Here is a 24,556-nt window from a genome sequence, read left to right as displayed (position 1 = left end):
ACGACGGGGTTCAGGCCAGCAGCGCGGGGATCGTGGACTCGTGCGCTGTGCGCAGTTCGCTCAGCTCGACGCTGAACTCGCCCTGCAGCTCGACCGCTTGGCCGTCGACCACACCGATCCTGGTCACGGGAAGCCCGCGTGCACCGCACATGTCGGTGAACCGCAGCTCCTCGCTGCGCGGGACGGCGACGACCGCGCGGCCGGCCGACTCGCTGAACAGGAAGGTGAAGGCGTCGAGTCCGTCCGGCACCACGAGCCGCGCGCCGTTGCCGCCGCGCAGGCAGGACTCGGTGACCGACTGGATCAGACCGCCGTCGCTCAGGTCGTGCGCGGCGTCGATCATGCCGTCGCGCGACGCGGAGATCAGGATCTCGCCGAGCAGCTTCTCCCGGTCCAGGTCGACCTTGGGCGGTAGCCCGCCGAGGTGGTCGTGGATCACCTGGGACCAGGCGGAACCGCCGAACTCCTCGTGCGTCTCGCCCAGCAGGTAGAGGAGTTGGCCCTCTTCCTTGAAGGCGATCGGCGTCCGGCGCGTCACGTCGTCGATCACGCCGAGCACGGCGACGACCGGCGTCGGGTGGATCGCCGTCTCGCCCGTCTGGTTGTAGAGCGAGACGTTGCCACCGGTGACCGGTGTGCCGAGCTGAAGGCAGCCGTCCGCGAGACCGCGCGTGGCCTCGGCGAACTGCCACATGACGTCCGGGTCTTCGGGCGAACCGAAGTTCAGGCAGTCGGAGATGGCGAGCGGCTTGGCGCCGGAGGCGGCGACGTTGCGGTACGCCTCGGCCAGCGCGAGCTGCGCGCCCGTGTACGGGTCGAGCTTGGCGAAGCGGCCGTTGCCGTCCGTCGCCATCGCGACACCGAGGTTGGTGTCCTCGTCGATCCGGACCATGCCGGCGTCCTCGGGCTGCGCGAGCACCGTGTTGCCCTGCACGAAGCGGTCGTACTGGTCCGTGATCCACGCCTTGGACGCCTGGTTCGGCGACGAGACGAGCCGCAGCACCTGCTCGCGCAGCTCGGCCGAAGTGCTGGGCCGGGCCAGCTTGTTGGCGTCGTCGGCCTGGAGCGCGTCCTGCCACTTCGGGCGCGCGAAGGGCCGGTTGTACACCGGTCCGTCGTGGGCCACGGAGCGCGGCGGTACGTCCACGATCTGCTCGCCGTGCCAGAAGATCTCCAGCTGCGTGCCCTCGGTGACCTCACCGATGACCGTCGCGATGACGTCCCACTTCTCGCAGATCTCCATGAAGCGGTCGACCTTGTCGGGCTCGACCACCGCGCACATGCGCTCCTGCGACTCGCTCATGAGGATTTCCTCGGGCGAGAGGGAGGAGTCACGCAGCGGCACGGTGTCCAGCTCGACCCGCATACCGCCGGAACCGGCGCTCGCCAGCTCGCTCGTGGCGCAGGACAGACCGGCGCCGCCGAGGTCCTGGATGCCCGCGACCAGCTTCTCGCGGAACAGCTCCAGGGTGCACTCGATGAGCAGCTTCTCCTGGAACGGGTCTCCGACCTGGACGGCCGGGCGCTTGGCGGGCCCGGTCGACTCGAAGGTCTCCGAGGCCAGCACGGACACGCCGCCGATGCCGTCGCCGCCCGTGCGGGCGCCGTACAGGATCACCTTGTTGCCGGGGCCCGAGGCCTGCGCGAGGTGGATGTCCTCGTGCCGCATCACGCCGATGCATCCGGCGTTGACCAGCGGGTTGCCCTGGTAGCAGGCGTCGAAGACGACCTCGCCGCCGATGTTCGGCAGGCCCAGGGAATTGCCGTACCCGCCGATGCCCGAAACGATCCCGGGCAGAACGCGGCGGGTGTCGGGGTGGTCGGCCGCGCCGAAACGCAGCGGGTCCACGACGGCGACCGGGCGCGCGCCCATCGCGAGGATGTCGCGGACGATGCCGCCGACGCCGGTGGCCGCGCCCTGGTAGGGCTCGATGTACGAGGGGTGGTTGTGCGACTCGACCTTGAAGGTGACCGCGTACCCCTGGCCGACGTCCACGACGCCCGCGTTCTCACCGATGCCGACGAGCATGGCGTCGTTGGCCGGGACCTTCTCGCCGAACTGCCTCAGGTGCACCTTGCTGCTCTTGTACGAGCAGTGCTCCGACCACATGACGGAGTACATGGCCAGCTCGGCGCCGGTCGGACGGCGGTCGAGGATCTCGCGGATCCTGGCGTACTCGTCCTCCTTGAGGCCGAGTTCCTTCCAGGGCTGCTCGACGTCGGGCGTGCCGCCCGCGTGCTTGACGGTGTCCAGAGTCATGACGCGCTTACCAGCTTCTTCAGGATCGAGGTGAAGAATCCGAGGCCGTCGGTACGGCCCGTACCGATCAGCGGCTCCACAGCGTGTTCGGGGTGCGGCATCAGCCCCACGACGTTGCCCGCCGCGTTCGAGACGCCCGCGATGTCGCGCAGCGAACCGTTCGGGTTGCCGTCGAGATACCGGAAGGCGACCCGCCCCTCGGCCTCCAGCTCGTCGAGAACACGTTCATCGGCCACGTACCGGCCGTCGATGTTCTTGAGCGGTACGGAGATTTCCTGGCCCTCGGAATAATCGGCGGTCCAGGACGTGTCCGCGCGCTCCACCCGCAGTTTCTGGTCGCGGCAGATGAAGTGCAGATGGTTGTTGCGCAGCATCCCGCCGGGCAGCAGATGCGACTCGGTCAGGATCTGGAAACCGTTGCAGATCCCGAGCACCGGCATGCCGGCCTTCGCCTGCTCCACGATCGTCTCCATCACCGGCGAGAACCGGGCGATGGCGCCTGCCCGCAGGTAGTCGCCGTAGGAGAAGCCGCCGGCCAGCACGACCGCGTCGACCTGCTTGAGGTCCTTGTCGCGGTGCCAGAGCCTGACGGGCTCGGCTCCGGCGATCCTGGCGGCCCGCAGGCTGTCCTGGTCGTCGAGCGTTCCCGGGAAAGTGACGACTCCGATCCGAGCGGTCACTTCGCCTCCTCGACCTTCACTACGAAGTCCTCGATGACGGTGTTCGCGAGAAACGTCTCGGCCATCTCGTGGATGCGGGCGAGGGCGGCGTCGTCGACCGGCCCCGCCACTTCCAGCTCGAAGCGCTTTCCCTGGCGGACGTCGGCGATCCCCTCGAAGCCCAGGCGGGGCAGTGCACGCTGCACCGCCTGGCCCTGCGGGTCGAGAATCTCCGGCTTGAGCATGACGTCGACTACGACGCGTGCCACTGGCACTCCCGGTGGTGTGGTGCGGCTGTGTTCTTCAAGGGAATCCCCCTCGACCCCCCGAGGTCTCTCAGCGTACCTGGCCACAGAATCTACGCGGGTAGATATCGCAGGTCACCCCTGGCGGCGCCGCCTCGCCCCCGGGACCGCGACGGCCACGGGACCGCCGGCGGGCCGCCCGCGCCACGGCGCGGGTCCCCACTCGGATCGCGGCGCGGCTGACGGCATGGATCACGGCACGGATGCCGGCACGTCTCGCAGCGCGGATGACGGCGCGATATCGGGCCCGGTGACCACGGCGGAAAATCCGGGAAAAAATCGGCTGCCGACATTGCCCGGGGACACGCTGAGGTAATTGTCGGGGCTTCACAATGCGGCATCTTCCGCTGTACAAAGGAATACAGCAGAAACAGCATTGCCCCATAACAGCCGGAAGGCCGGTATCGCCGCACGTCAGCCGTGTTTCTTGCGGGTGTCCTGCAGGGTCGGTACCGCAAGAAAGGACCGATATCCGTGGCTCAGCGCGTAGTAGTTACGCTCTCCGACGACATGGACGGCGGAGACGCGGCGGAGACGGTCACGTTCGGCGTGGACGGTAAGTCGTACGAGATCGACCTCAATCCCGCCAACGCAAAGAAACTGCGCAAGGCGCTGGCGCCTTACATGGCAGCGGGACGAAAGCAGTCAAACGCCGGCAAGAACGGCAAGACGCGCACCACGTACAGCCACACCTCGCTCGCCCCCGACCCGGCGGCGGTCCGCGCCTGGGCGCAGTCGCACAAGATGGAGGTGCCGGCCAGGGGCCGTATCCCGAAGCGGGTGTACGAGGCTTTCAGCCAAGCCAGTTGAGCCGGACGGCCCGGGCGCGGGGCTGTGCCGCGACCGGGCGGAGGGGGGCCGGACGAGGCGTCAGGGTCTCGACTTGCGCGACACCCCCACTGATCGGCTAGAGTCTGGAACACGCCGAAGGGCAAGGCCGAAAAGCCAAGTCCGACGCAGCGTGCGGGTGTAGTTCAGTAGTAGAACGCCCCCTTTCCAAGGGGGAGGCGCAGTGTGCAATTCCTGTCACCCGCTCTACATCGCTCCACAGTCCACTTCGGTGGACTGATCGGGACGGTGATCGCATCGACTCGCTCGGTGCATGCGGACGTAGCTCAGTTGGTAGAGCGCAACCTTGCCAAGGTTGAGGTCGCCAGTTCGAACCTGGTCGTCCGCTCAGCAAGAAGGCCCTGATCCTCTGGATCAGGGCCTTCTTCGTGCTCCTGGCCGATCTTCGTGCCTCCCGCCGGTCTTGGTGCTCCCGCCGCCTTCATGCTTCCCGCCGGCCTTCGCGCTTCCCGCCGCCCGATGACATTTGTCATCAGCTGTGATGACAGCGCGCACTGCCCGCCGCCGCGATCCGGCGGAAGCCTGGAGGCATGGGCTACCTGAATGACGTAATCGAGGCGGACGAGCTGCGCCGTACCTACGCCGGCGGCTTCGAGGCGGTCGCGGGCGTCTCGTTCTCCGTGCCGAGAGGCGAGCTGTTCGCGCTGCTCGGGACCAACGGCGCCGGCAAGACCTCCACCGTCGAGCTGCTGGAGGGCCTGGCGAAGCCCAGCGGCGGCTCGGTCCGGGTCCTCGGGCACGATCCGTACCGCGAGCGGCTGGCCGTGCGGCCCCGGGTCGGCGTGATGCTCCAGGAGGGCGGCTTCCCGTCCGAGCTGACGGTCGCCGAAACCGTACGTATGTGCGCGGGGTGCACCAGCGGCGCGCGGCCGACGGCGGAGGCCCTGGAGCTGGTGGGACTCGGCAAACGGGCCTCCGTACGGGTCAAACAGCTCTCCGGCGGCGAGAAGCGCCGCCTGGACCTGGCACTCGCGCTGCTCGGCCGTCCCGAGGTGCTTTTCCTGGACGAGCCGACGACGGGACTCGACGCCGAAGGGCGGCGCGACACCTGGGAGTTGGTACGGACGCTGCGCGACGAAGGGACGACGGTGGTGCTGACGACGCACTACCTGGAAGAGGCCGAAACGCTCGCCGACCGGCTGGCGATCATGCACCAGGGACGCATCGTGACGTCGGGAACCCCCGCCGAAGTGACCGCCGCGCGCCCGGCCCGCATCCGCTTCCTGCTGCCCGAGGGGATCGAGGCGGCGCGGCTGCCGCTGTCACTGCGGGCGGGCACCAGCGACGGGGACGAGCGCCGGGTCCTGATCCTTACGCATCACTTGCAGCGTGATCTTGGCGAACTCCTGCACTGGGCAGAGGAATCGCACGTCGAGCTGGGCCAACTCGACGCGCGGTCCGCCTCACTCGAAGAGGCGTTCCTCGACATCGCGGCGCAGAGCGCGGAGACGGCGGTCGCGGAGACGGCGGGCGCGCGATGAGCGAGAAAACGAGGGAGGCAACGGGGATGGGGACGGGCATGACGGGGACGACAGCGAAAACCGCGGTGACGGCGGATGAGGTGGCTCAGATGGCGGCCGGCCCGAAGAGCACGACTCCCGGGCGCCTCGGGGCCCTGGGCCGGGCCGAGTTCACGCTGCTCGTACGGAACAGGACGGCGCTCTTCTCCGCGCTGTTCGTGCCGATCGTGATGGTGGTCGCGATCAAGAGTTCGCTGGACCGGATCGATCTGTCCTCGACGGGCATCAGCGCCGTGGAGGCCGCGATGACCGGCGGGGTCGGCATGGCGCTGATCATGATCATCTACTCCAACCTGGTCTCCGCGTACACCGCCAGGCGCGAGCAGCTGGTGCTCAAGCGGCTGCGTACGGGCGAGACTTCGGACCGCGAGATCCTGATCGGCACCGCGCTGCCCGCGGCCACGCTGGCGGTCGGGCAGTGCGCGGTGATGGTGGCGGCGGGCGTCGCGTTCCTCGGACTGGGCGGGCCCCGCAGGCCGGAGCTGCTGGTCTGCGGGATGCTGGCGGGCATCGTGCTGCTCACGGCGCTGGCCGCGGTGACCGCCGCCTTCACGCGCAGCCCGGAGAGCGCTCAGATCACCACCATGCCGCTCTTCCTGGTCTCGGCGCTCGGCTCAGGCCTGTTCATCCCTCTGGAGGCGCTGCCCGACCGGATCGCGTTCGTCTGCGAACTGCTGCCCACGACCGGCGTGATGACCCTGATCCGCGCGGGCTGGCTGGGCGGCACGGACGGCGCCGACGTGCTGGGCGCGGCGGTGAACGCGGTGGTGTGGACCGTACTCGCGGTGTTTGCTGTACAGCGGTGGTTCCGCTGGGAGCCGCGGCGTTGAGGCGGAGGGACGGGGAGACTCGATGTCGGTGCTGACGGGCTGGTGGTGCCGGAAGAGCAGGGCGGCCAGGACGAAAACGGCGAAGGTCGAGCTGTACACCCGCTGGTCGTTCCACTCTCTCCTGGCCTTCGAGGTCGGATTCGTCGGGCTCGAGCCGCTGGTCAGCTCGAAACCGCTCGGCGGCTGGCTGTTCCTGCTGGTGTGCGCGCACGGAACGCTGTGCGCCGTCAACCAGTCCGTGGCCCTGGACTGGCGGCTGGGCCGGCGCGAGCGGCCCGTACGGCTGCTGCTGAGCACGGCCGCGCTGTCCGCCGCGAGCATCGTCACCGTCCTCGCGCTGCGCGTCGCCGGCACGATCGCTCAGGACAAGGACTACATCCCCCTGGTTCTGGGTTTCGCAGGCTTCGGCGTGGCCTCCGTCTCCCTGGGGCTGCGTACGACGTCCCAGCGGGTGGTCGCGGTGCTCGCGACAACGGTCGGGACAGCGGTCGCGGGGCTGCTGTTCGGCATGGGGTGGGGTCTCGCCGCCGCGCACGTGATCGGGGTCCTCAGCATGAGCACGGGCCTCGTCGTCACCTACGTCTTCTCGGCGTGGCTGCTCAGCGTCGTCTGGGAGCTGGATGCGGCACGGGAGGTGAACGCCCGCCTCGCGGTCGCGGAGGAGCGGCTGCGGTTCGGCCGTGACCTGCACGATGTGATGGGCCGCAACCTCTCGGTGATCGCGCTGAAGAGCGAGCTGGCGGTCGGTCTCGCCGAGCGCGGACGGCCGGAGGCCGTGGCCCAGATGGTCGAGGTGCAGCGGATGGCGCGGGAGTCGCAGCGGGAGGTCCGGGAGGTCGTACGCGGCTACCGGGAGGCCGATCTGCACACCGAACTGGAAGGCGCCCGGGGTGTGTTGAAGGCGGCGGGCATCGACTGCCGGATCAGGGGCGACGGCGGCGACGGGCTGCCGGCGCAGGTGCAGTCGGCGCTGGCGTGGGTGGTGCGCGAGGCGACGACGAACGTACTGCGGCACGGGGACGCGCGGCGGTGCACCGTACGGCTGTCGGAGAGCGAGGGAGGGGAGGCGGTGCTGGTGGTCGAGAACGACGGACTGCCGGCGGAGGGCCGGAGAGACGCCTCGGGGGCTTCGGGCGCCTCGGGTGTTTCGGCGTCCTCGGGATCTTCGGGGGCTTCGGGGGCTTCAGCGTCTTCAGGGTCGGCGACGAAGGGCTCGGGGCTCGTGGGCCTGCGGGAGCGGCTGGCGCTGCTGGACGGCACGCTGGACGCGGGGCGCGCGGCGGACGGCTGCTTCCGGCTGACGGCGCGGGTGCCGCGGTCGGGCGGGACGGGGGTTGGGGCTGGGGCTGCGTCTGCCGTTACGGCTACGGGTGTGGCTGTGGGTACGGCTGAGGTGTCCGTGGCCGGGAACGGGGCGGTGGCGTGACGCACATCATGGGGCGGGCGGCTCCCGCGACCGGCCCGGAGCGGGCGGCTTTCGCGAGCGGGCCGGGGCAGGCCGCTTCCGCGACCGGGCCGGGACAGACGGCTCCCATGACCGGACCGGGGAAGGCGGCTTTCGCGACCGCTCCGGGACAGGCGGCTCCGGCGACCGGGCCAGGGCGGGCGGATTCTGCTGCCGCCGCGACCGGCCGGGTGCGGGTTCTGCTCGCGGACGACGAGCATCTGATCCGGGGCGCGCTCGCCGCGCTCCTCGGGCTCGAAGACGATCTGCTGGTGGTCGCCGAGGCCGCTTCGGGCCCGGAGGCGCTGGCGATGGCGCTCGCGCACCGGCCCGACGTGGCCGTACTGGATCTGGAGATGCCGGGCCTGGACGGTGTGAAGGTCGCCACATCCCTCCGCGCCGAACTGCCCGGCTGCCGGACCATGATCGTGACGAGTCACGGCCGTCCCGGCCACCTGAAACGGGCCCTGGCGGCGGGCGTACGCGGCTTCGTGCCCAAGACGGTCAGCGCCCGGCAGCTCGCCGAGATCATCCGTACCGTGCACGCGGGAAACCGTTTCGTGGACCCGGAGTTGGCGGCCGACGCGATCTCGGCCGGGGACTCCCCGCTGACCGTGCGCGAGGCCGAGGTGCTGGAACTGGCGGCGGACGGCGCGCCGATCGCGGAGATCGCCGAGCGCGCGTCGCTGTCGCAGGGCACCGTGCGCAATTACCTGTCGTCGGCCGCGACGAAGCTGGGGGCGGAGAACCGGCACACGGCAGTGCGTCTCGCACGGGAGCGAGGTTGGGTATAGTGGTGCTCGCGCCACGGCGCTTGCGGACGTAGCTCAGTTGGTAGAGCGCAACCTTGCCAAGGTTGAGGTCGCCAGTTCGAACCTGGTCGTCCGCTCAGCTGGAGAAGGCCCTGATCATCGCGATCAGGGCCTTCTTCGTGTCCGCGTGCCCCGTGTCCGCTCCGTAGGGCGCTGACACGGGGCCGGAAGACGGCGCTACGACCAGCTGAGGCCGGTGAGTCCTTCGTACGCCTCCAGATACTTCGCGCGGGTCGCGTCCACGACCTCCTGCGGCAGCGCGGGCGGCGGCTGCTCGCTCTTGCGGTCCCAGCCGGAGGCGGCTGAGGTCAGCCAGTCGCGTACGTACTGCTTGTCGTACGACGGCTGGGGGTGACCCGGCTCCCAGGACTCCGCCGGCCAGAAGCGCGAGGAGTCGGGGGTCAGCACCTCGTCGGCGATGATCAGGTCATCACCGTCGAAGCCGAACTCGAACTTGGTGTCGGCGAGGATGATGCCGCGCTCGCGGGCGATGTCGCGGGCCCTGCCGTACACATCGAGCGTCGTACGGCGCAGCAGCGCGGCCGTCTCGGCGCCGACCTGGCGGGCGACCTCCTCGTACGACACGTTCTCGTCGTGCTCGCCGACGGCTGCCTTGGTGGCGGGCGTGAAGATGGGGCCGGGCAGCTCGGAGCCGTCCGTCAGGCCTTCCGGCAGCGCGATCCCGCAGACGGTGCGGTGCTCGTTGTACTCCAGGAGGCCGGAGCCCGCGAGATAGCCGCGAGCGACGCACTCCACCTCGACCATCCGCAGTGACTTGCAGATGAGGGTGCGGCCCGCCCAGTCGGCGGGGGCGCCGTCGGGGAGGTCGGTGGAGATCACGTGGTTCGGCACGAGGTCGTTGAGCTGGTCGAACCACCACAGCGAGAGCTGGGTGAGGACCCGGCCCTTGTCGGGAATCTCGGTGGGCAGCACCCAGTCGTAGGCGGACATGCGGTCGCTGGCGACCATCACGAGGTCGCCCGCCTCGTTCTGGTACAGATCGCGCACCTTGCCGGTGTGCAGATGCACCAGACCCGGCACCTGAACGGGCTCGGGCTTTTCGACGAATCCGGACACGGTTCCTCCCCGTGGTTGTTCGATCTTGGAGATCGCCTCGATTCTTCCGTATGCCGGAAGCTCCAGGAACGGAGGGGTGTGACCCGGCTTACGGCCCCCGCCTCCTTCAATCCTCTCAGTCCCGCCGGCTCCGGCAGGTTCCTCTCAGTCCCGCTTGCAGATGCGGTCCAGCAGATTGGCGGTGGCGCGCTGGATACGGGAATCGACATGTCCGGGCCGGTCGAGCGCCGGTGACCAGGCGAATGTCCCGGAGGCGAAGACCAGGGCGCCCGAGGGAGCGCGGTAGAGCGACGTTTCCTGGTGGCGCAGCGCCTTCTCGCTGTCCCGGTACGGGGAGTGCGCGAGCAGGATGCGGTCGCGGTGTTCCGGCAGGGCCGTGCGCGGGTAGTAGCGGTCGGCCTCGCCCGCGACCAGCCCGCCGATCTCGTCGCCCTCTCCGACGCCGGTGGCTTCCCAGAGCCAGTGGTCGGTATTCCGTACGACCATCGGATGCGGCTCCGGGACACGCCCCGCGTACTGAATGCCCAACAACTGCTGCTCGGGTCTGTCCACTTCACGCCAGAGCGCCGGCTTTCCCGGGCCGTGGCGTTTGCGGCAGGTGAGGAGGCGGTCGGGCACCCCGGAGGCCGACGGGGCCAGCTCCACCTGCCAGTACATGGTGTTGGCGGAGAGGAAGACCAGCGAGGTGCCGCCGTCGCGCGCCGCCTCGACGGTGCGGCGCATGGGGGCCGACCAGTACTCGTCGTGCCCGGCGAAGACCAGCCCCCGGTAGCGGCTGGGATCGACGCGGCCCGCGTGCAGGTCGCTGGTGTCGGCGTACGCGAGGTCGTAGCCGTAACGCTCGGCCCAGCGGATGAAGTCGTAGGCATGCCCGACATGCAGCGGCAGCCCGGCGCCCGCGTACGGGCGGTCGAACGACACCGTCGTCGCGGCGTCCTCCTCACCGAGGAGACGGCCCTGCTCGTCCCACGCGTGGTAGAGGCTGCCGCCGGTGTGGCCGTCCTCCGGATACAGGTTGTACGCCTGCCAGGTGATGTCCGGGAGCACGAGCAGCAGGTCGGCCGGCTCGCTGTGGCGGACGGTGAAGGGGATGTGCGAGCGGTAGCCGTCGACGGTGGTGAGCACCGCGACATGCGCCCCGACGGGCCAGTACGACGGGATCTGGAGCCGCCAGGACAGCCACCAGTGGTGGCAGGAGATCGTACGGTCGGCGGTCAGCGGCGGGGGCTGGACGATGCCGGAGAGACGCGGGCTGGTGGTGATCTTGGACGCGCCGTCACCGCTGTAGTGCCCGATGCGATAGATGTCGACGGAGAACTGCCGGGGCGGATCGACGGTGATGTGGAAGTCGATGGACTCACCGGGAGCGGCGGCGCTGGTGGACGCGAAGCCCTTGATCTGACGGTCCACGTCGTCGGCGGTACGGAGGCCGCCGCGCCCTTGGTCGAGGGTGGGGTCCGCGTACCAGGGCACGAGATGGCCGGTGTCGTCGAAATAGTTCTCACTGCCGCGCAGCCAGGGCAGTGGGCCCTGCCCGAAGGGGTCGGTGACCGCGTGGGCGAGAGCGCCCGATTCCCATCGGCGAATCTGCTCAGCCCCCATGGTGCACCCCTCCTTGAGCCAGCCCCCAGCACATCACATAACGCACGCGGCCGGTCACCGTTCGTCGCTAATTGGTGCACCCGGGAACTCCGTGGCGCCTGTGGTGGACGGCCGTCGCAGCGCGTTGTCGCCGGTGGCCGTTGCGGAGCGGGGTCGGGGGAGGCGGGATTTCTGACACGTACGGATCCTTGTTCGACCGGCGGTGGGCGGGCGGTGGGCGGGTGCTGGGCGGCCGGTGAGGCTCACGCCGGGCGAGCGGGCGGGCGGCTTGCGGTGGGCGGCCGGTGAGGCTCACGCCGGGCGAGCGGGCAGCTCGCGGTGGGTGAGCGCTCGGCAGGCGGCGGTCTTGCGTCACAGGGCGCTCAGAGCGCCCCAGGGGCCCTGCGCGCCCGTCAGCTTTCGCTGGGGTGGTCAGCTTTCGCTGGGGTGCCTCCGGCGCCTCGTGGGCCTCTCCGGGGCCCTGGGGGTCTCACTGGGTCTCCGCGGGCCTCTGTGGACTCTCCGGGCTCCGTGGGTCTCCGTGGGTCTCCGTGGATTCTTGGGGCTCTGTGGACTCTCCCTCGGGCGCCATGGGCCTTGAGGCGCCCCTTGGCGCCCCTGAGTCGTTCTGCGAGCCGGGTGAGCCCGCCCCCGTAAGGCTGGCGAGGCGGAGCCCCTGTGACGGGCCTTAAGGCTCAGGTACGCCACGACGCACAGATCGGCGGTCGGACCGGACAGGTCAGGGGTACGGCAGTCGAATCTCGGGGCAGCGGGACAGCAGGCAGGAGCACGGGCAGGCGGGCAGCGCGGGGCGAGCGGGAGACCGGGCGGCTACGGGCTACGGCAGCGGGAGCGCAGGCGGACAACTGGGAAACAGCGGGTGGCAGCCCCGGCAGGCAAGCGTGAGACAGCAGACGGCAGCGCCGACAGGGCGGCAGCCCCGGCACGCGGGGTTCAAACGAGCCGGACCGGCTTCTCCGGCCGTACGCCCACCCCGGCCAGCCACCTCCGCAGCGGCTCCGGGTCGCCGTCCTCGACCAGGCTGAGCACCCGCCCGCCCAGATCGCCACGGCGCTCGCCCCCGACCAGGAGCGTGGGTCCGTCGAGCCAGTCGAGCCCCGGCGCCGCACCCGCCGTGTCGACGGCCGAGCAGCAGACCATCGCCGTCACATGGTCGGCGAGCAGCTCACGGCCCGTACGCGGCGGCTGGAGCGGGAACAGGGGCAGCGGCTCCGCGTCCGCGCCCCAGAAGGCCGGTGCGTCCGCTGCGGGCTCCATACGCGCCGTGGGCGCGGCGGCCTCCTCACGGGCCAGCTCGGCGCTGATGCCGGCCGCGAGAGCGTCTGCCACCGCGCCGCCCACGTCCTCGCCGTCTTCATCGCCCGACTCGCCGGCGGCCGAGGCGTCGCGCGTCTCATCGCCCGACTCGCCCACAGCCGGGGCGTCTCGCATCTCGTCGCCCGTCTCGCCGATGGCCGAGGCGCCGCGCGTCTCATCGCCCGACTCACCCGCAGCCGAGGCGCCGTGCACCGCGTCGGTTACCGAGACGTCGCGCATCTCATCGCGCGCCCTGTCCCGCGTCTCGGCGCGCGCCTTCCCGCCCGAGGCGCCGCGTCCGGCGGTCAGGTGGTCCAGGACGCGCGCCAGCGTCGGTCCCGCCGGGTCGGCCGGACAACGTATCTCTGCCCCGTCCAGCACCCGGTGCAGCCGGGCGGCCTCCGTACGCCACTTCCGGTCGACGACCTCCTCCGGATACTGCTGCCAGTCCACCGGGGACCAGTCGGGCCCCGCCTCCGCGGGCCCGCCGTGGAAGAGACGGGCGGCCAGCAGGGACGCGGCCTCGTCAGCCGCGCCTGGCTCTTCGAGGAGGTCGCAGGCGGGGCGCTCGCCCAGCCGGGAGGTGAAGCCCTCGGCGAGGCGGTCGCGGCGGGAAAGCTCGGTCAGGGCGGAGACCACACCGACGTCCAGGCGGGAGGGCCAGCGGCCCATACGCCAGGCCGGCAGCGCGACACGGGTGAGCAGCCGGTCCCAGCCCGCGTAGGCGAGACCGACCTGCTCCTGGGCCTGGATGCGCAGGCCGTAGTCCACCGCGTGCGCGCGCTCGGACGCGGCCGACGCGACGCCGCGCTCCATCAGCGTGGCGTGCTCGGCGCAGGCGCGCAGCAGCAGCCGCGCGACACGGCCGACGAAGCCGAGCACGGCGCCGCGTATCGCACCGCGCTCCGGCCGGGCGCCTGCGACGGCCACCGCCGCGTCCAGCCCGCGCACGAAGCGACGGGCCGCGGCTATGTCCGGGTGCGCGGAGGGGCCCGTACCCGCCACGACGGGAGCGAGCACGGCACGCAGCTCGGCGACGCGCATCCACCACAGGAAGGGCGAGCCGATCACCAGGACGGGCGCGGCGGCCACCCGCCGTCTGCCGCCGGCTCCGGGGAGCGCGTACGCCGGATGCGTACGGTCCTCCAGCCAGCTGTCGCAGTCGGGCGTGAGGGCTATCGCGGAGGGCACGGGAACATCGAGCTTGTCCGCCAGATCGCGGACGAGCCGGTAGAGATCGGGAGCCGACCGCTCGGCGACCGCGACGGTAGGACTGAAGGCGGGCCTGGCCCTGGCGACGATCGCGGAGACGGCCCCGGCGAGCCCCAGCACGGCCACGGCGAGGCCCGTCACGACCCACCGCGCCACCTCCCACCCGGCGCCGGCGAGATGGCCCGTGAGACCTCCCACGAGCAGCACGACGGCGACGGCCGCGGGCAGCAGCGCGACGGCCAGCGCCCTGCCGCGTACGCGCAGCACGGCGAGAGCCCTGACGCGGGCGCCCTGAGCGCCGATCTCGTCACCGATACGAATACCGGAACCGGACATGGTCCGACCTCACCCCCTCTGCCCCTGCGGTGGTGTTGCTCACTCCCCCACTGTGGCAGCCACCACTGACATCGCAATGCCGATGGGCCAAGTGCCGGAATGCTTGCGCCGCACCCTAGTTGGGGCCTCGACGGCAGTCATCCGGATGGCTTAGTCGTCACTCGATGGGATGGCTTTGGGTAAAGCTGCTGACGTACCGGCCGAGGACCCCCAATCCCCGGAACGGCCGGCAGACCCGCAGGTCACAGCCCTTTCGTGGGCACCCGGCAGAGCTCATCCCGGGAACTCCCGGACGGAAACCATGGCCATCGGCCGCCGGAGGGGACAGGAGCAGACAGCACCGCGGAAAAGGCCGGAGGCGGCCCCTCAGGACCGCCTCCACCACCTTCGCTCAGACCGGGCGCCGCTCAGACCTGCGCGGCCTCGCGGGCGATGTCCGTGCGGTGCTGCCCGCCGTCAAGCCGGATCCGCGCGACGGCCGCGTACGCCCGCTCCCGCGCCTGCGCCACGTCCTTGCCCGTCGCGGTCACCGACAGCACCCGTCCGCCGGCGCTCACCACGGCATCGCCGTCGCGCCGCGTCCCGGCGTGCAGAACGTACGCATGGGGCGCATCCTGTGCCGCGATCTCGTCGAGGCCGTCGATGGGATCGCCGGTGCGCGGTGTGTCCGGGTAGTTGTGCGAGGCGACGACCACCGTGACCGCGGCGTCGTCACGCCACTTCAGCGGCGGCAGCCCGGCCAGCGTCCCCTCGGCGGCTCCCAGCAGCACACCAGCCAGTGGGGTCCTGAGCCTGGCCAGGACCACCTGCGTCTCCGGGTCGCCGAAGCGCGCGTTGAACTCGATGACCCGTACGCCCCGGCTCGTGATCGCGAGCCCCGCGTACAGCAGCCCGGAGAACGGCGTACCGCGCCGCCGCAGCTCGTCCACCGTGGGCTGGAGGACGGAGTCGAGGACCTCGTCGACCAGCTTGGGGTCGGCCCAGGGAAGCGGGGAGTACGCGCCCATGCCGCCGGTGTTGGGGCCTTCGTCGCCGTCGAGCGCGCGCTTGAAGTCCTGCGCGGGCTGGAGCGGGAGGACCGTCTCGCCGTCCGTGATGGCGAAGAGCGAGACCTCGGGACCGTCGAGGAATTCCTCGATGACCACACGGCCGCAGCTGAGCGCGTGCTCACGCGCAACGGCGAGGTCTTCGGTCACCACGACGCCCTTGCCGGCGGCCAGGCCGTCGTCCTTGACGACGTACGGGGCCCCGAACGCGTCGAGCGCGTCCTCGATCTGCTCCGGGGTGGTGCAGACGTAACTGCGGGCCGTCGGGACGTTCGCCGCGGCCATCACGTCCTTCGCGAACGCCTTGGAACCCTCCAGCTCCGCAGCCTCCCGGGAGGGGCCGAAGCAGGGGATGCCGGCGGCGCGCACGGCGTCGGCGACCCCGGCCACGAGCGGCGCCTCGGGCCCGACGACGACGAGCCCGGCCTCCAGCTCCGTGGCGAGACGGGCCACCGCGGCGCCGTCCATGGCGTCGACCGCGTGCAGCTCGGCCACCTCCGCGATACCGGCGTTGCCGGGAGCGCAGTAGAGAGAGGTGACCTCGGGGTCGAGGGAGAGAGAGCGGCACAGGGCGTGTTCGCGGGCGCCGCCGCCAATGACAAGGACCTTCACGGGGGGCAGCCTAGCCGGGACGGACCCGCTCTCCGGCTACCGGTCTTCTGTCCGCCGACCGCCGACCGTCTACCGACCGTTTACCGACCGCCCGACGGCCTTTTGCGGGCCTTTCCCGGGGAGCCTTCGCGGGGAGCCCTGACGGGTCGCCCGCTACTCGTTCGTGTACTCCTCCACGACCGTGGCGCCCAGCTCGCGGACGATCAGGTCGTGGCCGGACAGCGCGGAGTCGACAAGATCGGCGTCGTCGTCCTCGGCGGTGTCGTCCTCCGGGGCTACGTGATGGACCGGTACGTGTGCCCCGGGGCCCGCGGCCTGCCGGGACTGCCCGGGGCCCGAGGAGCGGTCGGGGGGCGACTGCGGCCCGGGGCTCTGGGCGGCGGACGACGATGCCGGCCCGGACGGCGGCGCGGACGGCGCGTGCTGCTGCGTGGGACCGGGAGACGGTGCCGGGGCGGGCGCGGGGGGCGGGCCGCCGAAACCGGCGTTACCGCCGCCGTTGCCTCCGGTGTTTCCGCCGCCGGCGTTTCCGCCGCCTGGGGCGCCGTATCCACCGCCGCCCGGAGCGCCGTATCCGCCGCCGTTACCGCCTCCGCCGAACCCGCCTCCGTTACCGCCACCGCCTGCGGGGGGCTGGGTGCCTCCTGACGGGTCGACGATCGCCTCGATCTTCCAGTTGACCCGGAACTGCTCGGAGAGCGCCTGCTTGAGCACGTCCTCACTGCCGCTGCTGGTGAAGTTGTCGCGGGCGCCCGCGTTGATGAAGCCGATCTGGAGCGTCGTGCCGTCGAACCCCGCGACCTGCGCGTTCTGACTGAGCAGGATCCAGGTGAAGCGGCGGCGGTTTTTGACGGCGTCCAGGATGTCCGGCCACATGTTCCGTACCTGCCAGGCCCCCTGCGAGGTGACGACGGGAGCGGCTCCGACGGCCTCCGGCGCGGCCGGAGCCGGCGCGGCGGCCGGGCCCTGCCCCGGCGCGGACGCCGTCGGCCAGCCGCCGGGGCGGCGCCCGGCACCGCCCTCGGGCGCGGCGGCGGGCCACGCCCCGGGCCGCTGCGGCTCGGCGACGGGAGGAACGGGCGGCACGGGAGCGGGGCCTCCAGGAGCACCTGGCGTACCAGGCGTACCGGGTGCCGTGGGCGGTGCGGGCGCTACGGGTGGCGCGGGCGCCACAGGCGGTGCGGCCGGCGGCGCCTGGTGCGGGGCGGGCGCGATCGCGTGCGCCTCGGGCCCCGGCACGTACCCGGCCGCGGGGCCGGGACCGCCGGTCGAGAAGGCGGCGTTCGCCACTCCGCGCTCCAGCCGGTCGAGGCGCGCCTGCACGGAGCGTTCGTCGTCGAAGGCGGCGGGCAGCAGTACCCGCGCGCACAGCAGCTCCAGCTGAAGCCGCGGCGAGGTGGCGCCGCGCATCTCCGTCAGCCCCGTGTTGACGAGATCCGCGGCCCGGCTCAACTCGGCCGCCCCCAGTACCTCCGCCTGCGCCTGCATCCGCTCCACGACATCGGCGGGAGCGTCGATCAACCCCTTCTCCGCCGCGTCCGGCACGGCGGCCAGGATCACCAAATCCCGCAGCCGCTCCAGCAGATCGGCGACGAAGCGCCGCGGGTCGTTACCGCCCTCGATGACCTGCTCCACGACCTCGAAGGCCGCGGACCCGTCGCCCGAGGCGAAGGCGTCGACAATGGCGTCGAGCAGCGAACCGTCCGTATAGCCGAGCAGCCCGGTGGCCATGGCGTACGTCACACCGTCGTCGGCCGCGCCGGCGAGCAGCTGGTCCATGACCGACATCGAGTCACGCACCGACCCGCCACCGGCCCGCACCACCAGCGGCAACACCCCGTCCGCCACGGGGATCTGCTCCTTCGCGCACACCTCACCGAGGTAGTCCCGCAGCGTGCCGGGCGGCACCAGACGGAACGGATAGTGGTGCGTACGCGAGCGGATCGTGCCGATGACCTTCTCGGGCTCGGTCGTCGCGAAGATGAACTTGAGATGCTCCGGCGGCTCCTCCACCACCTTCAGCAGGGCGTTGAACCCCTGCGGCGAGACCATGTGCGCCTCGTCGATGATGTAGATCTTGTACCGGCTGGACGCGGGCCCGAAGAACGCCTTCTCCCGCAGATCACGGGCGTCCTCCACGCCACCGTGCGACGCGGCGTCGATCTCGATGACATCGATCGACCCGGGCCCGGTCCTGGCCAGGTCCTGACAGGACTGGCACGTACCGCACGGCGTCGGCGTCGGCCCCTGCTCGCAGTTCAGACACCGGGCGAGGATGCGCGCACTGGTCGTCTTCCCACAGCCGCGCGGCCCGCTGAACAGGTACGCGTGATTGACCCGGTTGTTGCGCAGCGCCTGCTGCAACGGGTCAGTGACATGCTCCTGCCCGATGACCTCGGCGAAGGACTCGGGACGGTAGCGGCGGTAGAGCGCAAGGGACGACACACCTACGACGATATCGGCCCCCTACGACAACGCCCCCATACCGCTGTCCGAGGCAGCCCCGCGCACCCCCGAGCACGCAAACGCCCCTCACGCACCCGCCAGAGCCAACCTACCCTTGCTGCCTTCCGGCCCTGGGGGAGTTCAGTCAGATAGCGCCACGTGAGGGGCTCCGCACACAGTACCCGATCTCGGGGTCCGGGATCGAGTTCGCGAGCACGGCTCAACATCTTGTATTGTTCGTCGCGGAGGATTCGCCTAGTGGCCTAGGGCGCACGCTTGGAAAGCGTGTTGGGGGCAACCCCTCACGAGTTCGAATCTCGTATCCTCCGCCATTGCTCTCACCGGGCAATACGTTGAAGGGCCCCACCGTTCGCGGTGGGGCCCTTCGGCGTTGGTAGTTGCAGTTCTGGTTGCAGTTCGTGTGGCGGCACAGCCTGGAACCGCCCGACGGTCCACTACCGGCGCCTGATACGCCCGCTGTCCGTTCTCAGCCTCGCTCCCGACGGAACATGCCGCCCCGCGCGCGATGCTTTCCAACGCGGCGTCCCTCAGGCTGCTCGGTTATAGAAGCCGTGCTCACAGGTGGGGGGCGAGTCGGTTCGTCGTGAAGGAGGAGAGACTGCCAGACTTGCTCCTGCAAGACGCGGATGCACGGGCCGCAGGCGAACATCGCCGTCTGGGCACCCGCCACACTCACCGGGCCGATCCACAGAACACGGGTCCCTCGCTGGCCGCAGTAGAGCCAGCAGAAGCCGTCGGTCCACGTATTGCCGTCGTCAGTGTCTGCCGCGGCGGGCAGACCGCCGCGCGCGAACTCGGCGATGCCGGGTATGACCCGAGGCGTCACGGTCAGTTCTATCAACACAGCTCGTCCCCAAGATCACTCCCCGGGGACAGCTGCCCTGGCCGAAGCCTGCTTGTCGGCGTCAGCGAAGAGGAGCGTGGGCTCGGCCAGGATGTCCCTGCCGCCCTCGCTCTTGCAGATCTCGTCGACGCTGCCGAACCGTGCCTCGGTGTAGTCGAGGTCGAGCAGGGCTGCTGCCTGGCGGACCGATGCCTCGTCGGGGCCTTCGATCTCGACGAAGGTGGGGAGGTCCGGCCAGGTGTCGAAATCGAAGGCGACTTCGCCCAGGCGCCACTCCTCGCGGAAGTTCTCCTGGTAGCGGACTTCACGCAGGCCGACGTTGCGGAGGATCTCGGCCATGGCGTGCAGGTCGGACACCTCGGTCTCGATCTCGGTGGTGCCGTCGATCGTCGTGGAGTCGGTGACCTGCTTCAGCGTGAGAGTGGAGCGGGTGGCCTCGTCCCTCAGGCGGACCCAGGCGCCGCCTTCGAGGGCGTCGTTCTCGAAGATCTTCCGGGTGAGGAGGGTGCGCGGAAATGCCTGGACGGCTCCGAGCGCCGTCAGTTTGGCCTGGAGGCCGTCGACGTCGACGTCGAGGAACTTGGCCTCGTACTCGTGCTTCATCGGTCCTTCTTCCCGTAGCTCTAGGAGGGGGTGGACGCACGGGCGGCGAGGAGGAGGCCCATGCGGTGGTTGTGGTCCTGCAGCTGCCCGACGTGCGCCTGCTCGGTGAACTCGTTGGTCCGCAGGGTGAGCAGGACGTCCCAGTCCCCGATGAAGTAACGCCGCAGCTTCTCGGGGGATGTGTAGTGCTCCAGCACGTGGTGGCGTTGCGTGAGGGGCATCATGAACTCCGCGCCGAACAGACCGCCGGGCCGGACCAGGCGCTGCATGCGGTCGACGAACTCGCCCAACGGGCGGTGGTGGTTGGCACTGTAATGCCACGAGCAGCTCGTCCAGACGGCATCACAGGGGGCGGTGACGGGTTCGGAGGCGAGGAAGTCCTCCTCCACGACCTGGACACGGTCGTGGAGCCCTTCCTGCTTCAGCCGCTCGATCATTCCCATCGCGTGACCGGTCCTGCCACCCGGGAGTTGGACCTCGCCGCCGTGGAGGGCGAGAGGGTCGCCTCGATGGCGACGACGCGGTAGCCGGCCAGGGGTACGACGAGTCTGCCGTCGCTCGCGCCGATGACCGTCACGGTGGAGTCAGGCTCCGTACGCTCCTTCAGCGCGGCGAGGAACTGGGGGAAGAAGGTGAGGGTGTGCCGCCACATGCCGGGTGTCTGCACGGGGTTGCTCTCCTTGCGGGTGGGTGCTGCTCAGGACGGCTCGGAGTGCCTCGTCAGTGGTGAGACCGGTGGTGTTCACGCGGTGCATCGGGAACGAGGCGTAGGCGTCGGTGATCTTGTCTGCGGTGATCTCGGCGAGGGCGTCCCAACGCGAGACAGGCTTGTCGCGCCGGGCGAGTCGGCGCTGACGCTCACTCTCCGCGCAGGCGAGGTAGTGAGTGACGGGACGAGGGATACCCAGCCCTTGGTCGGCTACTGTCTTCGGGCCAGTCGGTCGACCAGGGGGAAATGACAAAGCCATGAGCGACGCAAGCGACGGCCGGATACTCGACGTCAAGATCGCCGACCTGAAGGCGACAGCCCCGCATTTCCACACCCACAGCGCGGATCTGGCAAAGGCGCTCACGAAGCTCAAGACCGGTCTGGCGGCTGCCGGTTCACCCTGGGGCGACGACGAGCAGGGCAAAGCGTTCCGCGAGCACTACGGCCCGCACGTGACGAAGATGGAAGAGGCCGCCGGCATCCTGGCTCTCGGCCTGGCCAGCATCCACGACGCCATGGCCGATATGGCGGACGGGCACGTCGAGAACGAGAAGCTCATCCGCTCGATGTTCGCCAAGATCCAGCCCGCTCCCCATGACGGCAACGGAACCGCGCAGTGAGCGCGACCGACAAGGTCAAAGAGATCGTCCAGGACATGACCGGCATGTGGTGGCCGGATGCCGACGAGGGCGGTCTGCGGGACGCGGCCAAGGCGTGGCGGGACTTCGCCGACGACTTGGAAGACGTTGCGGTTGCCGCCAACAAGTCGGCCCGCGGCATCATCGAGCACAACAGGGGCGAGGCGATATCCGCCTTCGACGACCCCTTCTGGCGCCGCTACTACTACGACGGCCACGGCTGGCTCCAGGACATGATCGACGGCGCCCGCGACATGGCCAAAGCCCTCGACCAGTACGCCGATGTCGCCCACAAGGCCGTCAAACATCTGGAACACGAGCTGGAGATCGTCGGCGCCACGATCGTCGCCGGAACCGCCCTCGCCGTCTTCACTTTCGGCATCTCCGAAGGCGCCGCGGCAGCCGCTACCGCCTCGATCCTGGAACTGTCCGCCACCCTCGGCGTCACGGTCTCCACCGAGATCGCCACCATCGCCGGCACCACACTCGCCACGGCCGCCATCGGTGGCCTCGAATCGATCACGGTCGACCTCGCCGTCACCCAGCCCGTCGCCATGGCCACCGGCGAGAGCAAGGGCCTCAGCCTCGATGAGGTGAGCGACTCCGCCCTCTACGGCATGGAGTTCGGCGGCGCCTTCGGAGCGGGCGGAAGCACAGCCCGAATCGTCACCGAGAACGGCGGGATGGAGGGCCTGTTCAACGGCTTCCGGCTGAACAGCGCGGCCCTCGACGAGATGGGCAAGTCCCGTACCTGGAAGCTGATCCAGGCCCCGGACTCGAAGATCCCCGTAGCGCCGGTGAAGGCAGGCGACTACGAGCTCATCTCGGGCGACCCGGTCTACTTCGGTAGGACCACCACCACGGTGGGCTACGACGAGCGCACCCTCAACAACCTGCAGCGGGTCGCCCGGATCCCCGGCGTACACGACGTGGTCATCCACGGCACGGACAAGGGAGTGTTCGTACCCGGTCGCATCAATGCCGCGGGAAAAACCCTGACGGACTTCGACGTGCATCCCAACCACATCGGGGATGCCATCCGCAGCAATCCCAACTACCACGGCGAACCGGTACGCCTCATCTCCTGCTACTCCGGCGCCGACGCGAGACCTCCCGAGCTGCCCCTCGCTCAGTCCGTCGCCAACGAGCTCGGCGTACCCGTGACCGCACCCACGAGCAAAGTGGGCACGTCCCCCGACCTCGGACTCAAACAGACCCCCACCATCGGCAACAATGGCTACTGGCGCACCTACCTGCCCATGGCCCACTGACGGCAGGCCCACGGGAGTGAAGATGACTAAGCGAGCGGGCTTCTACCAGGAGATCAGCGGCCCGGATGCCACAGCAGGCGATGCGCCGTCCCTGCGCGATGACGTGCGAAGCAGCGGGCCCTGGGACGAGGACCGCATCCTCGCCTACCTGGATTCGGCTCGGGAGATCTACACCACGATGGGCGCTCAGCGCGACGCCCTCGCCGACGACGAGTGGATCGCGGGCTCCGAGTCCCTGTTGACCGACGGCACCTGGATCTGGCCGATCGACCTCGTGCATTACGTGCGCCGTCACCACATCGCCCTGCCGCAGGAGTTCCTGGAGCACATCCGAGCCAACAGCTACACCGCCCCCGCCGTATCCGACGAGCGGGCCAGGCAAATCTTTCAGGAGGAGTTCCCGGACAACGCCCCCGCAGCGGCCTCTCCCAAGTCCGTCGGCTTCTTCACCTGGTACGTGCCGAAGCTGAACAGCACGAGCGCTCATCAGCTCCTCGCCCGTCTGGAGAACGCGGGACTCTCCGCCGTGCACCCCCTGACAAACGCCCTCTTCGGATTCCGCGAGACGCCCACCGGAAACCGCGAACCCCTGATGGGTGACGGCACAGCCCTCGCCGCCGCCCTGGCCGACGACCGCTACTCGAAAGCCGAGTTCACCTGCTGGAAGGGCTACGACCAGTCCCTGACCGGCATCGTGCGACGCACGGACGAGACGACGCAGAGCATCACACTGCGCCTCGCCGACGTCCCGGCAGCCGACCGCGAGGAGGCCGTGGCAGCACTGGTGCGCACGCTCGACCAGGACGCAACCGAGTGCCGCGGTTTCGTCATCGACCGAACCGGCGTTTCGGCTTTCCAGGACTGGGACCGCATCCTCACGGGCAACGGAGCACACTTCACCGTGTGGCCCGACACCATCGGCATCCTCCGGGACCGCGTCGGCAACCACCCTGAGCTGGCCAACAGCAAGCCGACCGCTTACGGCCCGCTCGACGTCTTCCACCGCGCGTGATTCTTCGAATGCCCTGCCAGGCCCCGTTCACGCTGCCTCAAGATGAGAGCTGAGGCCGGGGTACCCCCTCGCGGACGGCCGCAGGACAGAGACCACACGCCGACAGCGAGATCCGCGCACCCAAGTTCGGATGGGTCCCCGACCGGCCCCCGACGACTGGCAGCTCATCGACGAGGAACGTCCGCTCCGAGCCACCCAGGGCAACACAGACCGCGTCGCCGTACGACGATGCCCAACCTGCGCCGACTACCACTGAGAGGCACCCTGCCCGCGCGGCGGACAGGGTGCCTGTGCAGGTCGAACGATGCGGCACCGTGGTCTCAGTTCGGGTCTCATTCGCGTACGTCCGGGACTGTTCACCGGTTCCCCCGCCGCACCTCGACCGCAGGTCAGAACGCCGTCGCACACCCCAGAACTCCCAGACGAAGACTTGGAAAGCGTGTTGGGGGCAACCCCTCACGAGTTCGAATCTCGTATCCTCCGCCATTGCTCTCACCGGGCAATACGTCGAAGGGCCCCTTGAATTCAAGGTTCGCGGTGGGGCCCTTCGACGTTGGTGACCGGAACTGCCTCGCCGACGCGGCAGTTCCGGTCGATCTCCGCTCGGAGAAGGTGATCTCGTCGTCGGCCTGACGCTGTTGCGTCTTTGGCAGTGTCGAGGATGGGGCGGGTCCATGGCAGTCTTCTGCTAACACTGACGATTCCAGCCTGGCCCAACTACCCTTCCCAGAAGGCGTAGCGGGGACGCGGGAAACGGGGGAAGGGCCATGACCTCTGCCGAGGGGTACCAGGTCGGGCACAAGGGCATGTCGGGCCAGGCCGGGGAACTGGACGGTTCCGGGGACGACGTGGGCGCGATCCGCGAGGCCGTCGCCGGCACGATGTGCTACACGCAGGAGGCCCTCGGCGGCCCCGACACCTGGTCCGCGTTCAACGCGTTCACGGCCGCCTGGGAGGCCGAGACCAAGGTCCTCGAAGCGGCGCTGCACGAACTCGCTGACAAGGTCCGTCTCGCAGGCCAGGCGTACCGCGGTTCCGACGTCGACGTCCGTACAGGAGTCCACACCGTCTCTGTCGGCTCGACGGCCGACGAGGGCGTCAGCACGATGCCGGCCCACGCCCCGCGCCCGTCCGTGCTGACCGGCTACTGATG

20 protein-coding genes, 4 tRNA genes and 1 other RNA gene are annotated in these 24,556 nt (G+C 70.1%); 13 read left to right on the top strand and 12 right to left on the bottom strand.

Going from position 1 to position 24,556, the window contains the following annotated elements:
• Positions 1 to 10: 10 nt before the first annotated feature.
• From purL to purS, 3 genes are read right to left on the bottom strand one after another with little or no spacing between them, the layout of a single operon-like run.
• Positions 11 to 2,260: a phosphoribosylformylglycinamidine synthase subunit PurL gene (gene purL / locus ACIP6N_RS13000; RefSeq protein ID WP_401815147.1), complete on the bottom strand. Its 2,250-nt coding sequence runs from the start codon at positions 2,258 to 2,260 to the stop codon at positions 11 to 13.
• Positions 2,257 to 2,940 carry a phosphoribosylformylglycinamidine synthase subunit PurQ gene (gene purQ / locus ACIP6N_RS12995; protein ID WP_401815146.1) on the bottom strand — a complete coding sequence of 228 codons (684 nt, stop codon included), beginning with the start codon at positions 2,938 to 2,940 and terminating at the stop codon, positions 2,257 to 2,259. Before purQ ends, purL begins: the two co-directional genes overlap by 4 nt.
• The gene (gene purS / locus ACIP6N_RS12990) at positions 2,937 to 3,188 is read right to left on the bottom strand and encodes a phosphoribosylformylglycinamidine synthase subunit PurS (RefSeq protein ID WP_401815144.1); all 252 of its coding nucleotides are present in this window, start codon (positions 3,186 to 3,188) and stop codon (positions 2,937 to 2,939) included. The genes purQ and purS overlap by 4 nt, the downstream gene beginning before the upstream one ends.
• A gap of 510 nt (positions 3,189 to 3,698) precedes the next feature.
• On the opposite strand from purS, the gene ACIP6N_RS12985 reads away from it, so the two are divergent.
• The 8 genes from ACIP6N_RS12985 (at position 3,699) to ACIP6N_RS12950 (ending at position 8,756) form a co-directional block, all read left to right on the top strand.
• A complete protein-coding gene (locus ACIP6N_RS12985) occupies positions 3,699 to 4,034 on the top strand; it encodes an Lsr2 family protein (protein WP_401815142.1) in 336 nt (111 codons plus the stop codon).
• 153 nt (positions 4,035 to 4,187) lie between these two features.
• A tRNA-Gly gene (locus ACIP6N_RS12980) sits at positions 4,188 to 4,259 on the top strand.
• 69 nt (positions 4,260 to 4,328) lie between these two features.
• Positions 4,329 to 4,401, top strand: a tRNA-Gly gene (locus ACIP6N_RS12975).
• 202 nt (positions 4,402 to 4,603) lie between these two features.
• The gene (locus tag ACIP6N_RS12970) at positions 4,604 to 5,554 is read left to right on the top strand and encodes an ABC transporter ATP-binding protein (RefSeq protein WP_401815141.1); all 951 of its coding nucleotides are present in this window, start codon (positions 4,604 to 4,606) and stop codon (positions 5,552 to 5,554) included.
• Positions 5,555 to 5,592: 38 nt separating this feature from the next.
• On the top strand, positions 5,593 to 6,423 hold the full coding sequence (locus tag ACIP6N_RS12965) for an ABC transporter permease (RefSeq protein WP_401815139.1): 831 nt from the start codon (positions 5,593 to 5,595) through the stop codon (positions 6,421 to 6,423).
• 22 nt (positions 6,424 to 6,445) lie between these two features.
• Entirely contained in the window at positions 6,446 to 7,849 is a 1,404-nt protein-coding gene (locus ACIP6N_RS12960; RefSeq protein WP_401815138.1) for a sensor histidine kinase, read from the top strand.
• A 107-nt stretch (positions 7,850 to 7,956) separates the two neighbouring features.
• Positions 7,957 to 8,661, top strand: coding sequence for a response regulator (locus ACIP6N_RS12955; RefSeq protein WP_401815137.1), 705 nt, complete (start codon positions 7,957 to 7,959; stop codon positions 8,659 to 8,661).
• Between the two features lie 22 nt (positions 8,662 to 8,683).
• Positions 8,684 to 8,756: transfer RNA gene (locus tag ACIP6N_RS12950), tRNA-Gly, on the top strand.
• Between the two features lie 100 nt (positions 8,757 to 8,856).
• Here ACIP6N_RS12950 and ACIP6N_RS12945 read toward each other — a convergent pair.
• The 6 genes from ACIP6N_RS12945 to ffs form a co-directional block, all read right to left on the bottom strand.
• Positions 8,857 to 9,756 (bottom strand): phosphoribosylaminoimidazolesuccinocarboxamide synthase, encoded by a 900-nt coding sequence (locus ACIP6N_RS12945; protein WP_401815135.1) that lies wholly within the window; start codon positions 9,754 to 9,756, stop codon positions 8,857 to 8,859.
• 144 nt (positions 9,757 to 9,900) lie between these two features.
• Complete coding sequence (locus tag ACIP6N_RS12940; RefSeq protein ID WP_401815134.1) at positions 9,901 to 11,358, bottom strand: N,N-dimethylformamidase beta subunit family domain-containing protein; 1,458 nt, start codon at positions 11,356 to 11,358, stop codon at positions 9,901 to 9,903.
• A 933-nt stretch (positions 11,359 to 12,291) separates the two neighbouring features.
• Positions 12,292 to 14,202, bottom strand: a complete 1,911-nt coding sequence (locus ACIP6N_RS12935; protein WP_401815133.1) for a hypothetical protein — start codon at positions 14,200 to 14,202, stop codon at positions 12,292 to 12,294.
• A 407-nt stretch (positions 14,203 to 14,609) separates the two neighbouring features.
• Positions 14,610 to 15,860 (bottom strand): phosphoribosylamine--glycine ligase, encoded by a 1,251-nt coding sequence (purD, locus tag ACIP6N_RS12930; protein WP_401815131.1) that lies wholly within the window; start codon positions 15,858 to 15,860, stop codon positions 14,610 to 14,612.
• Between the two features lie 153 nt (positions 15,861 to 16,013).
• Positions 16,014 to 18,305 (bottom strand): DNA polymerase III subunit gamma and tau, encoded by a 2,292-nt coding sequence (locus ACIP6N_RS12925; protein WP_401815129.1) that lies wholly within the window; start codon positions 18,303 to 18,305, stop codon positions 16,014 to 16,016.
• Positions 18,306 to 18,381: 76 nt separating this feature from the next.
• Positions 18,382 to 18,476: signal recognition particle sRNA small type (gene ffs, locus ACIP6N_RS12920), an RNA gene on the bottom strand.
• 73 nt (positions 18,477 to 18,549) lie between these two features.
• On the opposite strand from ffs, the gene ACIP6N_RS12915 reads away from it, so the two are divergent.
• Positions 18,550 to 18,637: transfer RNA gene (locus tag ACIP6N_RS12915), tRNA-Ser, on the top strand.
• Between the two features lie 548 nt (positions 18,638 to 19,185).
• On the opposite strand, the gene ACIP6N_RS12910 is transcribed toward ACIP6N_RS12915, so the two are convergent.
• Genes ACIP6N_RS12910 through ACIP6N_RS12900 form a run of 3 tightly spaced genes read right to left on the bottom strand, consistent with a single transcriptional unit; the run spans position 19,186 to position 20,440 of the window.
• Entirely contained in the window at positions 19,186 to 19,773 is a 588-nt protein-coding gene (locus ACIP6N_RS12910) for a class IV adenylate cyclase (RefSeq protein ID WP_401815128.1), read from the bottom strand.
• A gap of 20 nt (positions 19,774 to 19,793) precedes the next feature.
• Entirely contained in the window at positions 19,794 to 20,216 is a 423-nt protein-coding gene (locus ACIP6N_RS12905; protein WP_401815126.1) for an SAM-dependent methyltransferase, read from the bottom strand.
• A complete protein-coding gene (locus ACIP6N_RS12900; protein WP_401815125.1) occupies positions 20,207 to 20,440 on the bottom strand; it encodes a hypothetical protein in 234 nt (77 codons plus the stop codon). The genes ACIP6N_RS12905 and ACIP6N_RS12900 overlap by 10 nt, the downstream gene beginning before the upstream one ends.
• A 299-nt stretch (positions 20,441 to 20,739) precedes the next feature.
• Between ACIP6N_RS12900 and ACIP6N_RS12895 the strand changes: the two genes are divergently transcribed.
• The 4 genes from ACIP6N_RS12895 (at position 20,740) to ACIP6N_RS12880 (ending at position 24,554) form a co-directional block, all read left to right on the top strand.
• A complete protein-coding gene (locus ACIP6N_RS12895; RefSeq protein WP_401815123.1) occupies positions 20,740 to 21,102 on the top strand; it encodes a hypothetical protein in 363 nt (120 codons plus the stop codon).
• Entirely contained in the window at positions 21,099 to 22,391 is a 1,293-nt protein-coding gene (locus ACIP6N_RS12890; RefSeq protein ID WP_401815122.1) for a hypothetical protein, read from the top strand. Before ACIP6N_RS12895 ends, ACIP6N_RS12890 begins: the two co-directional genes overlap by 4 nt.
• A 22-nt stretch (positions 22,392 to 22,413) precedes the next feature.
• Entirely contained in the window at positions 22,414 to 23,403 is a 990-nt protein-coding gene (locus tag ACIP6N_RS12885) for a hypothetical protein (protein ID WP_401815120.1), read from the top strand.
• A gap of 767 nt (positions 23,404 to 24,170) precedes the next feature.
• A complete protein-coding gene (locus tag ACIP6N_RS12880; RefSeq protein WP_401815119.1) occupies positions 24,171 to 24,554 on the top strand; it encodes a hypothetical protein in 384 nt (127 codons plus the stop codon).
• The last annotated feature ends 2 nt before the right edge of the window (positions 24,555 to 24,556 follow it).

Origin of the sequence: Streptomyces sp. NPDC088725 (assembly GCF_044751305.1) — a bacterium.
GTDB lineage: Bacteria > Actinomycetota > Actinomycetes > Streptomycetales > Streptomycetaceae > Streptomyces.
This window is presented reverse-complemented; position numbering and strand designations above follow the sequence as displayed.

Coding starts and splice junctions, on each gene's coding strand:
- ACIP6N_RS12940 (WP_401815134.1), bottom strand. CDS start 11,358: ATGGGGGCTGAGCAGATTCGCCGATGGGAATCGGGCGCTCTCGCCCAC.
- ACIP6N_RS12880 (WP_401815119.1), top strand. CDS start 24,171: ATGACCTCTGCCGAGGGGTACCAGGTCGGGCACAAGGGCATGTCGGGC.
- ACIP6N_RS12935 (WP_401815133.1), bottom strand. CDS start 14,202: ATGTCCGGTTCCGGTATTCGTATCGGTGACGAGATCGGCGCTCAGGGC.
- ACIP6N_RS12955 (WP_401815137.1), top strand. CDS start 7,957: ATGACCGGACCGGGGAAGGCGGCTTTCGCGACCGCTCCGGGACAGGCG.
- ACIP6N_RS12910 (WP_401815128.1), bottom strand. CDS start 19,773: ATGAAGCACGAGTACGAGGCCAAGTTCCTCGACGTCGACGTCGACGGC.
- ACIP6N_RS12905 (WP_401815126.1), bottom strand. CDS start 20,216: ATGGGAATGATCGAGCGGCTGAAGCAGGAAGGGCTCCACGACCGTGTC.
- purL (WP_401815147.1), bottom strand. CDS start 2,260: ATGACTCTGGACACCGTCAAGCACGCGGGCGGCACGCCCGACGTCGAG.
- ACIP6N_RS12885 (WP_401815120.1), top strand. CDS start 22,414: ATGACTAAGCGAGCGGGCTTCTACCAGGAGATCAGCGGCCCGGATGCC.
- ACIP6N_RS12965 (WP_401815139.1), top strand. CDS start 5,593: ATGACGGGGACGACAGCGAAAACCGCGGTGACGGCGGATGAGGTGGCT.
- ACIP6N_RS12960 (WP_401815138.1), top strand. CDS start 6,446: ATGTCGGTGCTGACGGGCTGGTGGTGCCGGAAGAGCAGGGCGGCCAGG.
- ACIP6N_RS12895 (WP_401815123.1), top strand. CDS start 20,740: ATGAGCGACGCAAGCGACGGCCGGATACTCGACGTCAAGATCGCCGAC.
- ACIP6N_RS12970 (WP_401815141.1), top strand. CDS start 4,604: ATGGGCTACCTGAATGACGTAATCGAGGCGGACGAGCTGCGCCGTACC.